General features: G+C 72.2%; 18 protein-coding genes. 2 read left to right on the top strand and 16 right to left on the bottom strand.

Translation table 11 applies throughout. The features are described from left to right. The first annotated feature begins 146 nt into the window (after nucleotides 1–146). Nucleotides 147–1274, top strand: coding sequence for a sulfite oxidase (locus tag ACGGAQ_RS26835; protein ID WP_393053739.1), 1128 nt, complete (start codon nucleotides 147–149; stop codon nucleotides 1272–1274). A gap of 54 nt (nucleotides 1275–1328) precedes the next feature. Here ACGGAQ_RS26835 and ACGGAQ_RS26830 read toward each other — a convergent pair whose 3' ends face one another. From ACGGAQ_RS26830 to proS, 12 genes are all read right to left on the bottom strand, one after another. Beyond that, nucleotides 1329–1652: a DUF2469 domain-containing protein gene (locus ACGGAQ_RS26830; RefSeq protein ID WP_007075222.1), complete on the bottom strand. Its 324-nt coding sequence runs from the start codon at nucleotides 1650–1652 to the stop codon at nucleotides 1329–1331. Beyond that, nucleotides 1649–2461 (bottom strand): ribonuclease HII, encoded by an 813-nt coding sequence (locus ACGGAQ_RS26825; protein WP_393053736.1) that lies wholly within the window; start codon nucleotides 2459–2461, stop codon nucleotides 1649–1651. The genes ACGGAQ_RS26830 and ACGGAQ_RS26825 overlap by 4 nt, the downstream gene beginning before the upstream one ends. Further along, on the bottom strand, nucleotides 2455–2928 hold the full coding sequence (locus tag ACGGAQ_RS26820) for an NUDIX hydrolase (RefSeq protein ID WP_393053734.1): 474 nt from the start codon (nucleotides 2926–2928) through the stop codon (nucleotides 2455–2457). The genes ACGGAQ_RS26825 and ACGGAQ_RS26820 overlap by 7 nt, the downstream gene beginning before the upstream one ends. A 49-nt stretch (nucleotides 2929–2977) precedes the next feature. Then, nucleotides 2978–3613 carry a signal peptidase I gene (gene lepB / locus ACGGAQ_RS26815; protein ID WP_393053732.1) on the bottom strand — a complete coding sequence of 212 codons (636 nt, stop codon included), beginning with the start codon at nucleotides 3611–3613 and terminating at the stop codon, nucleotides 2978–2980. 10 nt (nucleotides 3614–3623) lie between these two features. Beyond that, entirely contained in the window at nucleotides 3624–4493 is an 870-nt protein-coding gene (gene lepB, locus ACGGAQ_RS26810; protein WP_393053729.1) for a signal peptidase I, read from the bottom strand. A gap of 181 nt (nucleotides 4494–4674) precedes the next feature. Continuing rightward, nucleotides 4675–5031 carry a 50S ribosomal protein L19 gene (gene rplS, locus ACGGAQ_RS26805; protein ID WP_030335223.1) on the bottom strand — a complete coding sequence of 119 codons (357 nt, stop codon included), beginning with the start codon at nucleotides 5029–5031 and terminating at the stop codon, nucleotides 4675–4677. Between the two features lie 143 nt (nucleotides 5032–5174). Further along, nucleotides 5175–5948, bottom strand: a complete 774-nt coding sequence (gene trmD / locus ACGGAQ_RS26800) for a tRNA (guanosine(37)-N1)-methyltransferase TrmD (RefSeq protein ID WP_393053726.1) — start codon at nucleotides 5946–5948, stop codon at nucleotides 5175–5177. A gap of 11 nt (nucleotides 5949–5959) precedes the next feature. Beyond that, on the bottom strand, nucleotides 5960–6514 hold the full coding sequence (gene rimM / locus ACGGAQ_RS26795; RefSeq protein WP_393053723.1) for a ribosome maturation factor RimM: 555 nt from the start codon (nucleotides 6512–6514) through the stop codon (nucleotides 5960–5962). Next, nucleotides 6514–6774: an RNA-binding protein gene (locus ACGGAQ_RS26790; RefSeq protein WP_172862164.1), complete on the bottom strand. Its 261-nt coding sequence runs from the start codon at nucleotides 6772–6774 to the stop codon at nucleotides 6514–6516. The genes rimM and ACGGAQ_RS26790 overlap by 1 nt, the downstream gene beginning before the upstream one ends. Continuing rightward, on the bottom strand, nucleotides 6749–7255 hold the full coding sequence (rpsP, locus tag ACGGAQ_RS26785; protein ID WP_393053720.1) for a 30S ribosomal protein S16: 507 nt from the start codon (nucleotides 7253–7255) through the stop codon (nucleotides 6749–6751). Before rpsP ends, ACGGAQ_RS26790 begins: the two co-directional genes overlap by 26 nt. A gap of 230 nt (nucleotides 7256–7485) precedes the next feature. Further along, nucleotides 7486–8133 (bottom strand): DUF402 domain-containing protein, encoded by a 648-nt coding sequence (locus ACGGAQ_RS26780; RefSeq protein WP_393053717.1) that lies wholly within the window; start codon nucleotides 8131–8133, stop codon nucleotides 7486–7488. 17 nt (nucleotides 8134–8150) lie between these two features. Next, nucleotides 8151–9557 carry a proline--tRNA ligase gene (gene proS, locus ACGGAQ_RS26775; RefSeq protein WP_393053715.1) on the bottom strand — a complete coding sequence of 469 codons (1407 nt, stop codon included), beginning with the start codon at nucleotides 9555–9557 and terminating at the stop codon, nucleotides 8151–8153. Nucleotides 9558–9791: 234 nt separating this feature from the next. On the opposite strand from proS, the gene ACGGAQ_RS26770 reads away from it, so the two are divergent. Next, nucleotides 9792–10397, top strand: coding sequence for a TetR family transcriptional regulator (locus ACGGAQ_RS26770; protein ID WP_393053712.1), 606 nt, complete (start codon nucleotides 9792–9794; stop codon nucleotides 10395–10397). Nucleotides 10398–10700: 303 nt separating this feature from the next. Here the strand turns inward: ACGGAQ_RS26770 and ACGGAQ_RS26765 are convergent, their stop codons facing one another. From ACGGAQ_RS26765 to ACGGAQ_RS26750, 4 genes are all read right to left on the bottom strand, one after another. Further along, complete coding sequence (locus ACGGAQ_RS26765; protein ID WP_393053709.1) at nucleotides 10701–11780, bottom strand: amidohydrolase family protein; 1080 nt, start codon at nucleotides 11778–11780, stop codon at nucleotides 10701–10703. 87 nt (nucleotides 11781–11867) lie between these two features. Further along, nucleotides 11868–13421 (bottom strand): signal recognition particle protein, encoded by a 1554-nt coding sequence (gene ffh / locus ACGGAQ_RS26760; RefSeq protein WP_393053706.1) that lies wholly within the window; start codon nucleotides 13419–13421, stop codon nucleotides 11868–11870. A 126-nt stretch (nucleotides 13422–13547) separates the two neighbouring features. Then, nucleotides 13548–14204 (bottom strand): response regulator, encoded by a 657-nt coding sequence (locus ACGGAQ_RS26755; RefSeq protein WP_393053703.1) that lies wholly within the window; start codon nucleotides 14202–14204, stop codon nucleotides 13548–13550. Next, nucleotides 14201–15358: a sensor histidine kinase gene (locus ACGGAQ_RS26750; RefSeq protein ID WP_393053701.1), complete on the bottom strand. Its 1158-nt coding sequence runs from the start codon at nucleotides 15356–15358 to the stop codon at nucleotides 14201–14203. Before ACGGAQ_RS26750 ends, ACGGAQ_RS26755 begins: the two co-directional genes overlap by 4 nt. Between the last annotated feature and the right edge of the window lie 96 nt (nucleotides 15359–15454).

The raw sequence follows: 15454 nt of genomic DNA, 5'->3' as shown, positions 1-15454 counted from the left end.
CCACCGAACGGCTCGATGATCTGTTATGCGAACGCTGTCCCCGGCCCGAGGCCAACCGGCCCAGGTCACCACCACCGGGCCGCCACAAAGGGCCTAGGCTGGGCCGCGTACGGCGGGTGCCGCCGTCTGCACCGGGGAGGCATCGCATGACCACCGTCGATGACCGGACGCCGAGGGCGGCCGACGTGAGCGGCCCGTCGCGGCTCGCCGAGCCCGACGAGGCGATCAGTGCCGACGAGTTGCAGCTCGCCGCCCGCAACCACGGCCTTCCGCTGGAGGCGCTGCGATACGACGTCACCCCGGCCGGGCTGCACTATCTGCTGATCCACTACGACATTCCCGACCTGGATCCGGCGGCGCACGCGCTGACAATCGGGGGCGCGGTGGACCGCCCGCTGACCGTCACCCTCGCCGACCTACGCGAGCGGCCACGGGTCACCCACCGGGTCACGATGGAGTGCGCCGGCAACGGCCGGGCTCTGCTGCACCCCCGGCCGGTGAGCCAGCCCTGGCTGGTCGAGGCGGTCGGCAACGCCGAGTGGACCGGCACCCCCCTCGCGCCGCTGCTGCGCGAGGCGGGCCTGGGCGCGGACGCGGTCGACGTGGTCTTCACCGGCGCCGACCACGGGGTCGAGCGCGGGGTCGAGCAGGACTACCAGCGGGCGCTGCCGGTGCCCGACGCGCTGCGCGAGGAGGTGCTGCTGGCGTACGAGATGAACGCCGCTCCCCTGCTGCCGCAGCACGGCGCGCCGCTGCGGCTGATCGTGCCGGGCTGGTACGGGATGGCGCACGTGAAGTGGCTGCACTCGATCGAGGTCCGGACGGAGCCGTTCGAGGGCTACCAGAACGCGGTGGCGTACCGGCTGCGTCGCGACGCCGACGACCCGGGCGTGCCGGTCACCCGGATCGAGCCACGCGCGCTGGTCCGCCCACCGGGCTTTCCCGACTTCATGACGCGCCGCCGGGTGCTGCCGCCGGGACCGTGCACTCTGGACGGTCGGGCCTGGTCGGGGCACGCCCCGGTGGTCGCGGTCGAGGTGAGCGTCGACGGCGGGGCGAGCTGGGCGCCGGCCGAGCTGGACCCGGCGACGGGCGGGGAGTTCGCCTGGCGGCGGTGGCGGCACGAGTGGACGGCGACGCCGGGCCGGTACGTGCTCAGCGCGCGGGCGACCGACGCGTCCGGGCGGACCCAGCCGGTCGAGCAGCCGTGGAACCGTGGCGGCTTCGCCAACAACCTGGTGCAGCGCGTCGAGGTCGTGGTGCCGGCCGAGTGACCGGCACGGCGGGCCGCGCCACGGATGGGGGGACCGTGGCGAGGCCGAGGGTCGTCAGCCGCCGAAGCCGGAGTCGGCGGGCAGCGAGATGTCGGGCTTCTCCAGCTCTTCGACGTTGACGTCCTTGAAAGTCATCACTCGGACGTTCTTCACGAAGCGGGCTGGACGATACATGTCCCACACCCAGGCGTCGTGCATCTCGACCTCGAAGTAGACCTCGCCGTCGGAGTTACGCACGTGCAGGTCGACCTGGTTGGCCAGGTAGAACCGGCGTTCCGTCTCCACCACGTAGGAGAACTGGCGGACAATGTCGCGGTACTCCCGGTAGAGCTGCAGCTCCATCTCGGTCTCGTACTTTTCGAGATCTTCCGCGCTCATCGCACTCCGCCTTCCATGACCACATCTTCCCCCACCGGCGCCGGAGGCCGAGGCTGCTCGCCCAACGCCACGCCGACGGTACCCCCTGACGCCCAGGAGCGCTCCATCGGCTCGTCCGACGCCGGGCCGACGGGCCGTCGGGCGCGCGGCGGTCGGCCGTCGCGGCCGGAGACTGCGGCGACATTGATGTACGAGAACCGGTGCTCCCGGCACGGCCCGTGCTCCCGCAGCGCCGCGCTGTGCTCCGGGGTGATGTAGCCCTTGTGCTCGGCGAAGCCGTACGCCGGGAACACCCCGTCCAGCTCCACCATGATCCGGTCCCGGGTGACCTTGGCGAGCACGCTGGCCGCCGCCACGCACGCCGCCACCCGGTCGCCCTTCCACACCGCCAGCCCCGGCACGCCGAGGCCGTCCACGCCGAAGCCGTCGGTCAGCACGTACTCCGGTCGGGTGGTGAGCGAGGCGAGCGCCCGGCGCATCGCGGCCAGGTTGCACACGTGCAGCCCTCGGGCGTCGACCTCGTCAGCCGGAATGACCACCACGGCGTACGCCAGGGCGCGGTCCACGACCTCGGCGTACACCCGCTCCCGGCTGGCCGGGGTGAGCAGCTTGGAGTCGGCCAGCCCGTCGATCTCGCCGCGTCGCCCCTCCGGCAGCACCGCCGCGGCGGCGACCAGTGGGCCGGCGCACGCGCCCCGGCCGGCTTCGTCGGCGCCGGCCACGTGCCGGAACCCGCGCCGTTGCAGCGCCCGTTCCAGCGCGTAGAGGCCGGCCTCCCGGCGCACGACGGTGCGCGGCGGGGTCAGCACGACGCCTCGACGGCCGGCGGCAGGAGCCGGGCCAGCAGGTCCGGCAGCTCGGGCGGGTAGTACCGGTCGCCGCTGGCGGCCAGCTCGGCCGGCAGCCACCAGCGGTGACCGGCGATGCTGCGCTGCTCGACGTCGTTGAAGCCGACGGTGTCGACCTCCCACGACGGCACCCGGAGCAGGAAGAAATCCTGCTCCTGGCGGTACCAGTCGCCGTCGAACGGAAACTCGGTCGTGTCGGACCAGACGGGCTCGCCCAGCTCGGCGGGATCGACCCGCAGCCCGGTCTCCTCGGCCAACTCCCGCGCCGCGCCGGTCGACGGGGACTCCGCCTCGTCGAGCCCGCCGCCGGGAGTGAACCAGTAGCGGTGCTCCGGGCGGGCCGGGTCGAAGCCCTGAAACAGCAGGACCCGGCCGGCCGCGTCGACGAGCAGCACACGCGCCGCGCGTCGAGGGGTGTAGACGGTCACCGCACCAGCCTGCCAGACGTGCGGCCGATCGCCCATGCCCCCGCCGGTTCTACGGCTTTCCGATGCTGTCGAACTGATCGGGTACCGTCAGCCAGGTGGCCCGGTTGACGGGCCAGAAGACCGTGAACGCCCGCCCGACCACCTCGCCCTCGGGAATCGTGGCCTCGGTGATGTTCTGGTTGGACTGCTGCCAGTGCTCCAGCGAGTCACCCGAGGCCGACCGGTGGTCGCCCATCACCCACAGCCGCCCCTTCGGCACGGTGATGTCGAACTCCTGGTCGGCCGGCTTGTCGCGGACCCCGTCGATCGAGAAGATGTACGGCTCGTCGAGCGACTTGCCGTTGATCATCAGCCGTTCCTGTGCGTCGCAGCAGACCACGTGGTCGCCGCCGACGCCGATCACCCGCTTGATGAAGTCCTCACCGTCGGGGTTGCCGCTCCACTCGGTGGGCGCCTTGAAGACGATCACCTCGCCGCGGTGCGGTGATCGGAAGTCGTAGACCAGCTTGTTGACCAACACCCGGTCATCGATCTTGAGAGTGTTCTCCATGGACGGAGAGGGGATGAAGAAGGTCTGCAGCACGAAGGCGCGGACCAGCACCGCGACCAGGATCGCCACACCCAGCAGGATCGGCAGCTCCTTCCAGAAGGAGCTGCGGGGCTTGTCGGTCTGCTCGTCAATCACGCCAAGGAGCCTACGTTGCCGGGCCGGACGGCACCGTCCGGAACGCGCGGGAACCCCTCAGCGCGGCCATCAACGGGAGAATCAGCAGCACACCGCCCTGCGGGGACGGACGGACCGGGGGCGCCCCGGAGGAGGCGGCAGCCGGCGCGGCCACGTCGTCGAAGGTCGAGGGCACCGACAGCGCGGCCCAGCGCGACGACGGCCAGACCACCATGAACGCCCGGCCGACCACGTTGTCGATCGGCACCGGCCCCTGGCAGCGCGCGTCCTGGGAGACCTCGCGGTGATCGCCCATCACAAAGATCTGACCCGGGGGTACGACCACCTCGTCGAAGCGTCGGGAGCGGCACTCCTGCGGATTCGGTGGCAGATCCAGCGGGGAGTCGCGCAGCACGTACGGTTCGTCGAGCGGGGTCCCGTTCACGGTGACCCGACCCTGGGAGTCGCAGCACTTCACCCGGTCACCGGGCAGGCCGATCACCCGTTTGATGAAGTCCTTCTCGCCGGGACGGCTCACCCCGACCAGGTCTCCGACGGTGCGGGCGACCTTGCCGGCGAACCCGGGCTGCGGCTGATCGTCGACCTGCGGCGCCCAGCGGTCGGTGCCCCGGAACACCACCACCTCGCCGCGCACCGGGTCACGGACGTCGTAGACGACCTTGTTGACCAGCACCCGGTCGCCGACCAGGAGGGTGTCCTCCATCGAACCGGACGGGATGAAGAACGCCTGGAGCAGGAAGGTGCGGATCAGCACCGCGAGGCAGAACGCGACCACCAGCAGCAGTGGAAGCTCCTGCCAGAGCGGCATCTGCCGGCGGCCGCGGCGCACCCGCCGGCGCCACGGATCGACGGTGCCGTCCTCGTCAAGCGTCTGCACCACGCCACTCCCCGGTCCGCAGAAACACCACCGCCCGGGAGCCTCGTCGAGGCTCCACGGGCGGTCGTGGACAGCTGCCCGCCACGAAGGCGGGGCCGCCGTCTGGCTGCGCCCGTACGACCAGGGTAGTGCGGTCTGGCCGGTACGGCATACGCGCAGCTCAGGCGGCGTGGCGAGCGGGAAGTCAGCTGGGCTGCTTCTCCCGCTTCTCCTTGATCTTGGCCTTCTTGCCGCGCAGCTCGCGCAGGTAGTAGAGCTTGGCGCGACGCACGTCACCGCGGGTCACGACCTCGATCCGGTCGATGCCCGGGCCGTTGAGCGGGTAGGTCCGCTCGACGCCGACACCGAAGCTGACCTTGCGGACCGAGAAGGTCTCGCGCAGACCGTCACCCTGGCGGCGGATCACGACGCCCTGGAAGATCTGGACACGGGACCGGTTGCCCTCGACGACCCGCGCGTGCACCTTGACGGTGTCACCGGCACGGAAGTCGGGAAGGTCGGTCCGCTTCGACTGGGCGTCAAGGGCGTCCAGGATGTTCATCGCTGCGTCCTCGTAAGGCTCACGGCGCACCGTCACTCGGTGCGCGGGTGGGTGATTCTGATTCCCGGGTGGTGATCGGCGGACCGACCCCGGTCGGGGATCCTCGCAGCCGCCCACGGGCGCGGACGGATGCGGCAACCCCCCTACTTTGCCACATCTCCCGGCGGTGGCTGAAATCCGGCCTGCTCCAGCGCCGCGATGTCCCGTTTGTCGAGCCGCTCGGGCGGCAGCGCGGCCAGCAGGTCCGGGCGCTGGGCCGCGGTCCGCAGCAGCCCCTCCTCGCGCCGCCAGCGCGCGATCTTGCCGTGGTCGCCGGAGCGGAGCACCTCCGGGACGTCGTGCCCGCGCCAGCTCGGCGGCTTCGTGTAGATCGGAGCCTCCAGCAGCCCGTGCGCGTGTGACTCCTCGTCCAGCGAGCCGGCGTTGCCCAGCACCCCGGGCAGCAGCCGGGTGACCGCCTCCAGGATCACCAGCACCGCGACCTCGCCGCCGAAGAGGACGTAGTCGCCGAGCGACACCTCGGTGACCGGCATCCGGGTGGCGGCGTGCGCCAGGACCCGCTGGTCGATCCCCTCGTACCGGCCGCAGGCGAAGAGCAGGTGCGGCTCGGCGGCCAGCTCGTGGGCCATGGCCTGGCTGAACGGCACGCCGGCCGGCGACGGCACGAGCAGCCGGGGCGGCGGGGCCTCGGCCGGTGCGAGCGCGTCCAGCGCCGCACCCCACGGCTCGGGCTTCATCACCATGCCCGGGCCGCCGCCGTAGGGGGTGTCGTCGACCGTGCGGTGCACGTCGTGGGTCCAGGTCCGCAGGTCGTGCACGGCGAGCTGGAGTACGCCGTTGGCTCGGGCACGGCCGATCAGCGACAGGTCCAGCGGGGCGAAGTACTCCGGGAAGATCGACACGACGTCGACGCGCATGGGGGGTGGCCCTAAAGATCGAGCAGTCCGGCCGGCGGGTCGACGATCACGCGTCCACCGGCCAGGTCGACCTCCGGGACGATCGCCCGGACGAACGGGATCAGCGCGGTACGCCCCTCAGGTCGCCGCAGCACCAGCAGGTCGGATGACGGCGCGTGGTCGATCCGGGCCACCTCGCCCAGCCGCTCGCCGGCCGGGGTGACCACGGCCAGACCCACCAACTGGTGGTCGTGGAACTCCTCCGGGTCCTCCGGAGGCTCCACGTCGGCGCTGTCCACCACGAGCAGGGTTCCGCGCAGCGCCTCGGCGGTGTTGCGGTCCAGGATGCCGTCGAACGCGATCAGCACCCGGCCCTGATGGAAGCGGGCTTCCTCGATGGTCAGCTCCGCCGGAATCCGGAACGGCACTCCGGGCTCATCGGTGGCTGGCGGGGGTGTCGCCCCCGGCTCAGTGCGCAGCACTGCACCGGGGGCGAACCGTGCTTCGGGTTCGTCGGTCCGCACTTCCACGGTGACCTCACCGCGGACGCCGTGCGGCTTGCCGATCCTTCCGACGACGAGCTGCATCAGTACGAGTCGACGATGTCGACGCGTACTCCGCGCCCGCCGATGGAGCCGATCACCTGACGCAGCGCCTTGGCGGTCCGGCCGGACCGCCCGATCACCGTGCCGAGGTCCTCGGGGTGCACGCGGACTTCCAGCCGCTTGCCCCGACGGGAATCGACCATCCGGACCCGGACGTCGTCCGGGTGGTCGACGATGCCCTTGACCAGGTGCTCCAACGCCGGACGCAGAGGCATGTCAGGCCTGCTCACCGGCGTCGGCAGCGGCAGCCGGGGCCTCGGCAGCGGGGGCCTCGGCAGCGGGGGCCTCGGCCGGAGCCTCGGTCGCCGGAGCCTCAGCCTTCGGAGCCTCGGCAGCCTTGGCGGCCTTCTTGGCCGGCTTGGCCGGGGTCTCCGGGGCCAGCCCGGCGGCCGCCTTGGCCTCAGCCTCGTACGCCGCCTTGCGGTCGGCCTTCTCGGCGGCGACCTTCAACGGCGGCGGGGCCGGCAGGCCCTTGTACTTCTGCCAGTCACCGGTCAGCTCCAGCAGCCGCTGCACCGCCTCGCTCGGCTGAGCGCCGACGGACAGCCAGTACTGGACCCGCTCCGACTTGACCTCGATGATCGAGGGGTCTTCCTTGGGCTGGTAAACCCCGACGAACTCGATCGCCCGGCCGTCGCGCTTGGTGCGCGAGTCGGCGATGACGATGCGGTACTGCGGGTTGCGGATCTTGCCCATCCGCAGGAGCCGGATCTTTACGGCCACAGTTGTTTCGCTCCTGTTGCGATCTCACCAGCCCGCTGTGGGCGGTGTGCGTGGGTGAGCGCCGACCGGACCCGTGGGGTTGGGCCGGAGACAACTCGGTGGACTGGCGACGTGCCCGGGTTAGAGGGCGCCGGACGCGCGCCGGATACCAGCGACCTATTCTGCCAGATCCGACGCCGATCTCTCGCATCGGACCCGGACACTGCGTCACCGGTGACCCGGAACACCTCTCAGCGCACCGGCGGACGGTCCCACCCGGGCGGAAGTTCGTCCGGTACGTCCCATTCCGCCGGCGGGGTGAAATCGCACCAGGTGCCGTCGAACGGGAACTCACCCGCCTCGGCGAGCGCGATCACCCGCTCGCCCTCGGCGCGGACCGCCTTCTCGTCCGTCACCCAGTACTCGGCCGGGAAGGCGAGCCGCTCGACGAACTCGTCCTCGTCCTTCCACTGCCAGGTGCGGTCCGCGGCGACCAGCACGTCCAGATCCTGGTCGATCACGTCGACGCCGGCCACCACCCCGTCGTCCCAGCGCACGCCGGGCTCCTCCAGATTGACGTACCAGTGGCTGAACCGGCCCGCCGCGTCGCGGAACCACCAGACGGAGTGCGCCGCCCCGGTGGGCAGGAACTTCAACAGCGGTGGCCCGTTCCAGCGCACCTGCGCGAGCTGGTAGGTCGGCGTGATCCAGTCGGCGAACGGCAGCCCTCGCATGGTCAGGCCGACCTCGTTCACCTCGTGGGCCACCGGCGAGCCCTTCGCGATCCAGAGCAGCAGCCCTCGCTCGTCGTCGAGGACGACCCGTGCCGGCCGGACCCACCCGATCCGGCCCCGCCGCACGTTCCGGTGCAGGATCAGCCGACCTGCTCCGAACTCCACCGCCGCGTCTCCGGACCTCAGTAGGCGCGCGCGAGGATGGCGACCAGGTCGGGCTCGTCCTCCGAGTCCGGCACCGAGCCGTCGGCGCGCAGCAGACAACGAACCGTCACGCCCTGGCCGTTCGCCTCGGCCTCGCCGGCCACGCCGACCGCCGACCACGGCACCTTGGCCCAGCCGGTGGCCGCCGCCTCGATCGCCTCGGCCAGCGTCGACACCTCGACGGTGCGCGACTGGCGGTGCGCGAGGGCCTGGTCGTGCAGCACCTGCTGATCGGCCTCCAGCGCGGCGAGGACCGCGCCGACCACGTCGGCCACCGGCGTCGGGGACTTCGACCCGTCGGTACGGCGGACCACCGTCGCGTTGCCGACGGCCAGGTCGCGAGGGCCGACCTCGACGCGTACCGGATAGCCGCGCAGCTCGGCGTCGACGGCCCGGCGGCCGAACGCGGTGTCGGTCCGGTCGTCGAGCGCGACCCGGACACCGGCGTCGCGCAGGCCGTCGCGCAGCTTGGCCGCCGCCTCGGCGACGCCCTCGCCGTCCTTGACGATCATGATGTACGCCTGGATGGGCGCCAGCCTCGGCGGCACCCGCAGGCCGTTGTCGTCGCCGTGCGCCATGATCAGCCCGCCGAGCATCCGGGTCGACGTGCCCCAGGAGGTCGTCCAGGCGTGCTCGCGACCGCCCTCCTTGGCGGAGTAGCTGATGTCGAACGCCTTGGCGAAGTTCTGGCCCAGCTCGTGGCTGGTGCCCAACTGCAACGCCTTGCCGTCACCCATCATGCCTTCGCAGGTGTACGTGGCGGTGGCCCCGGCGAAGCGCTCACGGGCCGTCTTCAGGCCCACCACCACCGGAATGCCGAGCACGTTGACCATCAGGTCCTCGTACGCCTCGTGCAGGATCCGCCGCGCGTAGGCGCGGGCGTCCTCGCGGGTGGCGTGCGCGGTGTGCCCCTCCTGCCAGAGGAACTCGCTGGTCCGCAGAAAGATCCGCGGGCGCAGCTCCCACCGGACCACGTTGGCCCACTGGTTGAGCAGCAGCGGCAGGTCCCGGTACGAGTCGATCCACTTGGCCATGAACTCGCCGATCACCGTCTCGCTGGTGGGGCGTACCACCACCGGCTCGGCGAGCTGCTTGCCGCCACCGTGGGTGACGACCGCCAGCTCCGGCGAGAAACCCTCGACGTGCTGGGCCTCGCGCTTCAGGTAGCTCTCCGGGATGAACAGCGGGAAGTACGCGTTCTCCGCGCCGGCCGCCTTGATCCGGGCGTCCATCTCGGCCTGCATCCGCTCCCAGATGGCGTAGCCGGCCGGGCGGATGACCATGGTGCCGCGGACCGGGCCGTTGTCGGCCAGCTTCGCCTTGGCGATCAGGTCCTGGTACCAGCGGGGGAAGTCCTCCGCACGGGGAGTGAGCACGCGTGCCATGACCGCACATCCTATGCGCCACGCGGGGCCCCGCCGCGCCCGGGAGGCGCCGCGCCGCGCGACGTGCCCTCCGCGCGGCGGCAGGGCCCGGCACCGGCCGGGCCAACGACATGCGCTGGGCAGGCGCTGAGCGGAGCCCACGGCGGATACCGGTCCGGTCGACGGCACGCTTCCGGACAGGTCCCGCAGCGCGCGCTGGGCGGGTCGGCGGGTCGCCCGTAGAATTCGACCACCATGACTGCGACGACCGACTCACCACGCCAGCGACTGCGGGACACGATCGTGGACGCTGCCCGCGCGCGGACCATCGCCGCCGGCTGGGACGCGGTCCGCATGGGTGGCGTGGCCACCACGGCGGGGGTCAGTCGGCAGACCGTCTACAACGAGTTCGGCAGCAAGGCGGGTCTCGCCGAGGCGCTCGCCCGGCGCGAGGTGGACCGGTTCGTCGGCGACGTCCGAGAGGCGTTGCTCGCGCACGGCGCCGACGTACGGGCCGGCGCGTACGCCGCGATCGCCCACACCCTCGCCACGGCGGCCGACAACCCGCTGGTCAAGGCCATCCTCACCAGCGCCCGGGGCGGCTCAGACGAACTGCTTCCGTACCTCACCACCCGGGCCGAGGTGGTCCTCTCCGAGGCGTCCAGCGCGCTGATCGAGTGGGCCGGCGACCACCTGCCGGGAGTGGACCAGGAAGCGTTGGCCTTCGCCGCCGACACGATCGTCCGCCTGGTGGTGAGCCACATCGTGCTCCCCCGCTCCCCGATCGACCAGACCGCCACGGCCCTGGCCGACCTGGCCGTGCACCTCTTCACCGCCGCCGCCACCCGCCCACCCCGCTGACCCTCCACCCCGCGCCCCACGCCTTGCGCCCCGCGCCCCGCGCCCCGCGCCAAGATCCGCACAACATCGGTGATGTTGCTGCCTCCGGCGAGCGTGAGGCAGCAACATCAGGGAAGTTGCGCGGATCTTCCCTCGTCGACCTCTGCCCCCGGCGAGATCGTGCTCGATCCCGGTTGTAGTGGCATCCCCACGGCGCCGAGGCCCCTACTTCCTGGATCGAGCCCGATCTTGCGGTGGGCGCGGCACACGGCCCGGCGCGGCGTGACCCGGCGGGGGCGTGAGGTGGCGCGGCGCGGCGCCGGGTCAGCGGAGGACTCGGCCGCGCAGGATCGTGCGGGACGGAGCACGAACGACGCGTAGGTCGCGACGGGGATCCTCGGGGTAGACGGTCAGGTCGGCGAGGCCGCCCTCGACCAGGCCGGGGAAGCCGAGCCATTCGCGGGCGCCCCAGGACGCGGCGGCGAGCACGTCGATCGGCGCCATGCCGGCGCGCTCGTGCAGCAGCAGCATCTCCTCGGCGGCCAGCCCGTGGTCGATGCCACCACCGGCGTCGGTGCCCACGTAGATCGGCACGCCCGCCTCGTGCGCGGCCCGCACCACCTCCGGGAAGCGGTCGCGCAGCGCGAGCATGTGCTCGGCGTAGCCGGGGAACTTGCCCCGCGCCTGCTCGGCGATGCCCCCGAAGGTAGCGATGTTGATCATTGTGGGCACCAGCGCGGTGCCCTGGCGGGCCATCTCGTCGATCAGGTCGAGGCTCAGCCCGGTGCCGTGCTCCACCGAGTCCACCCCGGCCCGCACCATGATCTCGACGGCCGACTCGGAGAAGGTGTGCACCGCGGCGCGTACCCCGGCGTCGTGCGCGGCCCGTACGGCGGCGGTGAGGGTGTCGGCGTCCCAGGCTGGCGCGAGATCGCCCACGCCCCGGTCGATCCAGTCACCGACAAGCTTCACCCAGCCGTTGCCGGCTCGGGCCTGCGCGGCCACCGTCGCGGCCACCTCGGCCGCGCCGACCTCGACGCCGATGTCACGCAGGTAGCGCTTCGGGGGCGCGACGTGCCGGCCGGCGCGGGCCAGTCGCGGCAGGTCCGGTTCGTCGTCGAGTTCGGGGTACGGGTACGGCGAACCCGCGTCACGGATCGCCAGTACACCGACGTCCCGGTCCACGCGGGCAAGCTCGCGGGCCTGGTCGAGGGAGGTGATCGGGGCACCACCGCGGGCGATGCCGATGTGGCAGTGCGCGTCGACCAGCCCCGGGAGGACGAACCCGCCGTCGACGACCGTCTCCGCCCCGGGCACCGGGGTGAAGGTCACCCGGTCGCCGACCAGCCAGAGATCCCGGACCTCGTCGTCGGGGAGCAGCACGCCGCGCACATGAAGAGCCATGCGCACAGTCCTACCCGATCACTCCCCGTCGGAGGCGAGCAGGTCGTTCCTCCGGGAGGTCAGCGCGCACGCCGTCACCGACACGCGTCAGCGCGGGCCCTTGTCGCCACCCTTGCCGAGCTTGTTGAAGTCGATCTTCGGGAGCTTGAAGCCGGGCGGCAGGCCCTGGCCGCCGGCGAGGTCGTTCGGGTCCATCCCCGGCGGGAGCTGCGGCATGCCACCCGGGAAGCCGGCCGGCATGCCGGCGCCCGTACGCGGACGACCGCCGCCCTTGGTGCCCTTGCGCTTGTTCTTGGGGGACTTCGTCGCCTTGCGTCGGCCACCGCCGGGCAGGCCCATCATGCCGCCCATCTGCTTCATCATCTTCTGCGCGTCGGCGAAGCGGTTGAGCAGCTGGTTGACGTCCATCACGGTGACCCCGGAGCCGTTGGCGATGCGCGCCCGGCGGGAACCGTTGATGATCTTCGGGTTGGTGCGCTCGCCCGGGGTCATCGACCGGATGATCGCGGTGACCCGGTCGAAGTGGCTGTCGTCCAGCTCGGCGAGCTGGTCCTTCATCTGCCCCATGCCCGGCATCATGGCCAGCACGTTGGCGATCGGGCCCATCCGCCGCACCGCGATGAGCTGGTCGAGGAAGTCGTCCAGGGTGAACTGCTCGCCGCCCATCAGCTTGGCGGTCATCTTCTCCTTCTGATCCGAGTCGAAGGCCTGCTCGGCCTGCTCGATCAGAGTGAGGACGTCGCCCATGCCGAGGATCCGGCTCGCCATCCGGTCGGGGTGGAAGACGTCGAAGTCCTCCAGCTTCTCGCCGGTGGACGCGAACAGGATCGGCTGCCCGGTCACCTCGCGCACGGAGAGCGCGGCGCCACCACGGGCGTCGCCGTCGAGCTTGGAGAGCACCACACCGGTGATGCCGACGCCGTCGCGGAACGCCTCGGCGGTGCGGACGGCGTCCTGACCGACCATCGCGTCGATGACGAAGATGACCTCGTCCGGCGAGACGGCGTCGCGGATGTCGGCGGCCTGCTGCATCATCTCGGCGTCGATACCGAGACGGCCGGCGGTGTCGACGATGACGATGTCACGGGCCGCGCGCTTCGCGTGCTCGATCGACGCGCGGGCCACCTGCACCGGGTCACCGGTGCCGTTGCCGGGCTCCGGGGCGTACACCTCGACGCCGGCCCGGCCACCGAGCACCTGGAGCTGCCCGACGGCGTTGGGGCGCTGGAGGTCGGCGGCGACCAGCAGCGGCTGGTGCCCCTGGGCCTTGAGCCAGCGGGCCAGCTTGCCGGCCAGGGTGGTCTTACCGGAGCCCTGGAGGCCGGCCAGCATGATCACCGTAGGCGGCTGCTTGGCGAACTGGAGCCGCCGCCCCTCGCCGCCGAGCACGTTGATCAGCTCTTCGTTGACGATCTTGATGATCTGCTGGGCGGGGTTGAGCGCCTGGGAGACCTCGGCGCTGCGGGCGCGCTCCTTGACGGCCGCGATGAAGCCCTTGACCACCGGCAGCGCGACGTCCGCCTCCAGCAGCGCGAGGCGGATCTCGCGCGCGGTGGCGTCGATGTCGGCGTCGGTGAGCCGCCCCTTGCCGCGGAGCTTGGTGAAGATCCCGGACAGGCGGTCACTCAAGGTGTCAAACACACGAACATCCCGTTTGTCAGTGTTCCGGCGGGCACAACGCGGCCGGCACTGCGGAGTCCGGCCACCGCTAGGGTAACCGCCCAGCCGCGGGGTTGCTTCCGCCCGGCCCGGCCCGCTTCCCAGGCATCACCCCGACACCAGACCCGACTGGTACGCGAAGACGACGAGCTGGGCCCGGTCCCGGGCTCCCAGCTTGCCCATCGCCCGGCTGACGTGGGTCCGAGCGGTCGCCGGGCTGACCACCAACCGGGCGGCGATCTCCTCGTTGTTCAGTCCCTCACCGACCAGGCCGACGACCTGGCGCTCCCGGTCGGTGAGGCTGTCCAGCCGCGGGTGCGGACGGGGTGCCCTCGACGGCCGGGTGGCGAACTCCCGCACCACCCGCCGGGTCACCGACGGGGACAGCAGCGCCTCTCCCTCGGCCACCAGCCGGATGGCGCGCAGCAGCTCCGGCGGCCGGGTGTCCTTGGTGAGGAACCCACTCGCGCCGTGCCGCAGCGCGTCGAAGACGTACTCGTCCAGCTCGAAGGTGGTGAGCACCACCACCCTCGTGCCGGTCAGCTCGGGGTCGGCGACGATCCGGCGGGTCGCCTCGATCCCGTCGATACCGGGCATCCGGATGTCCATCAGCACCACGTCCGGCCGGACCTGGCGGGCCAGCTCCACCGCCCGCAGCCCGTCGGCCGCCTCACCGGCGAGCGCCAGGTCGTCCTCGCTCTCCACAAGCGCGCGCAGTCCGAGGCGGACCAGATCCTGGTCGTCGGCGATCAGCACCCGGATCACGCGGGCGGCTCCAGGGGCAGCCGGGCCCAGACGCGGAACCCGCCGTCCGGGCGCGGTCCGATGGTCAGCCGCCCGCCGAGCGCGGCCACCCGCTCCCGCATACCGGCCAGACCATGCCCTGCGGGCTGGCCGTCGGCCGCGTCGAACGGGCCGGCGGCGACACCGACGCCCCGGTCGGTGACCTCGACTGTCACCTCGTCGGCCCGGTAGCCGACGGTCACCTCCGCGCTGGTCACCCCGGCGTGCCGCAGCACGTTGGTCAGCGCCTCCTGCACCACCCGGTACGCGGCCAGGTCCACCGCCGCCGGCAGCTCCCGAGGGTCGCCGTCACGGCGCAGGTCAACGGCGAGACCGGCACCGGCCAACCGGTCGCACAGCGCCGGGAGCCGGGCCAGCCCCGGCACCGGTTCGCGCTCCGCGCCTCGGCGCACCGCGCCCAGCGTGACCCGGAGTTCGTCCAGCGCCTCCCGACTGGTGCGACCGATCGCGGTCAGCGCGACCTCCGCCTGCTCCGGCCGTTTCGGCAGCAGATGGAGGGCGATCTCCGCCTGCATGCTGATCGCGGCCAGCCCGTGCCCCACCACGTCGTGCACCTCCTGAGCGATGCGCAGCCGCTCCTCGTCGGCCTGCCGCCGGGCCTGCTCGGCACGATCACGGGCCTGCTCGGCGCGGCTGCGGGCGGCGGCCTCGCGGTTGACCCGCACGACCACGCCCACCGCGAACGGTACGACCACCCAGGCCGACGCTGGCAGCACTCCGAACCAACCCGGCGCCGGCCCCCGGTTGACGAAGACGTGCGCCACCAACAGGACGAACGCGCCACCGGCGGCGAGCGCCGCCGGACGCACCGGCAGTCGCACCGCCACGGTGTACACGGCGAGCAGGAACGCGAGCAGGATCGGCCCGTACGGGTAGCCGAGCACCAGGTACGTCGAGGTGGCCACGGTGACCACGACGAGGGTCGCCACCGGGGCTCGCCGCCGGAGCAGCAGGGCGAGCGCGGCGAGCGTGATCAGTGCCCGACAGACGGCATCCACCGGCCTGGACTCCGGCTGGTTGTCGCCGGCCAGGTCGGTGGCGAGCACCGCGAACACGAGCAGCGCCAAGGCGAGCACGGCGTCAGCCGCCACCCCCTGCCACCTGGTCCATCGCATGGCCGCCATTCTGCCCGCGGCGACGCCACCAGGCGTGCGTCCGCAAGCGGCACCGCAGCTACGCCCTCGGACGTACCCGCCGCCCCCTACCGGGGC

This window comes from Micromonospora sp. NPDC047557 (assembly GCF_043205095.1).
Lineage (GTDB): Bacteria > Actinomycetota > Actinomycetes > Mycobacteriales > Micromonosporaceae > Micromonospora.
Note: the sequence above shows the minus strand (reverse complement) of the source record. Positions and strands in the feature narration are given on the sequence as shown.

Excerpts from the sequence above, each read along its gene's own strand:
- rimM (WP_393053723.1), bottom strand. The coding sequence starts at position 6,514 with ATGCAGCTCGTCGTCGGAAGGATCGGCAAGCCGCACGGCGTCCGCGGT.
- ACGGAQ_RS26835 (WP_393053739.1), top strand. The coding sequence starts at position 147 with ATGACCACCGTCGATGACCGGACGCCGAGGGCGGCCGACGTGAGCGGC.
- rplS (WP_030335223.1), bottom strand. The coding sequence starts at position 5,031 with ATGAACATCCTGGACGCCCTTGACGCCCAGTCGAAGCGGACCGACCTT.
- trmD (WP_393053726.1), bottom strand. The coding sequence starts at position 5,948 with ATGCGCGTCGACGTCGTGTCGATCTTCCCGGAGTACTTCGCCCCGCTG.
- ACGGAQ_RS26830 (WP_007075222.1), bottom strand. The coding sequence starts at position 1,652 with ATGAGCGCGGAAGATCTCGAAAAGTACGAGACCGAGATGGAGCTGCAG.
- ACGGAQ_RS26750 (WP_393053701.1), bottom strand. The coding sequence starts at position 15,358 with ATGCGATGGACCAGGTGGCAGGGGGTGGCGGCTGACGCCGTGCTCGCC.
- ACGGAQ_RS26770 (WP_393053712.1), top strand. The coding sequence starts at position 9,792 with ATGACTGCGACGACCGACTCACCACGCCAGCGACTGCGGGACACGATC.
- proS (WP_393053715.1), bottom strand. The coding sequence starts at position 9,557 with ATGGCACGCGTGCTCACTCCCCGTGCGGAGGACTTCCCCCGCTGGTAC.
- ACGGAQ_RS26765 (WP_393053709.1), bottom strand. The coding sequence starts at position 11,780 with ATGGCTCTTCATGTGCGCGGCGTGCTGCTCCCCGACGACGAGGTCCGG.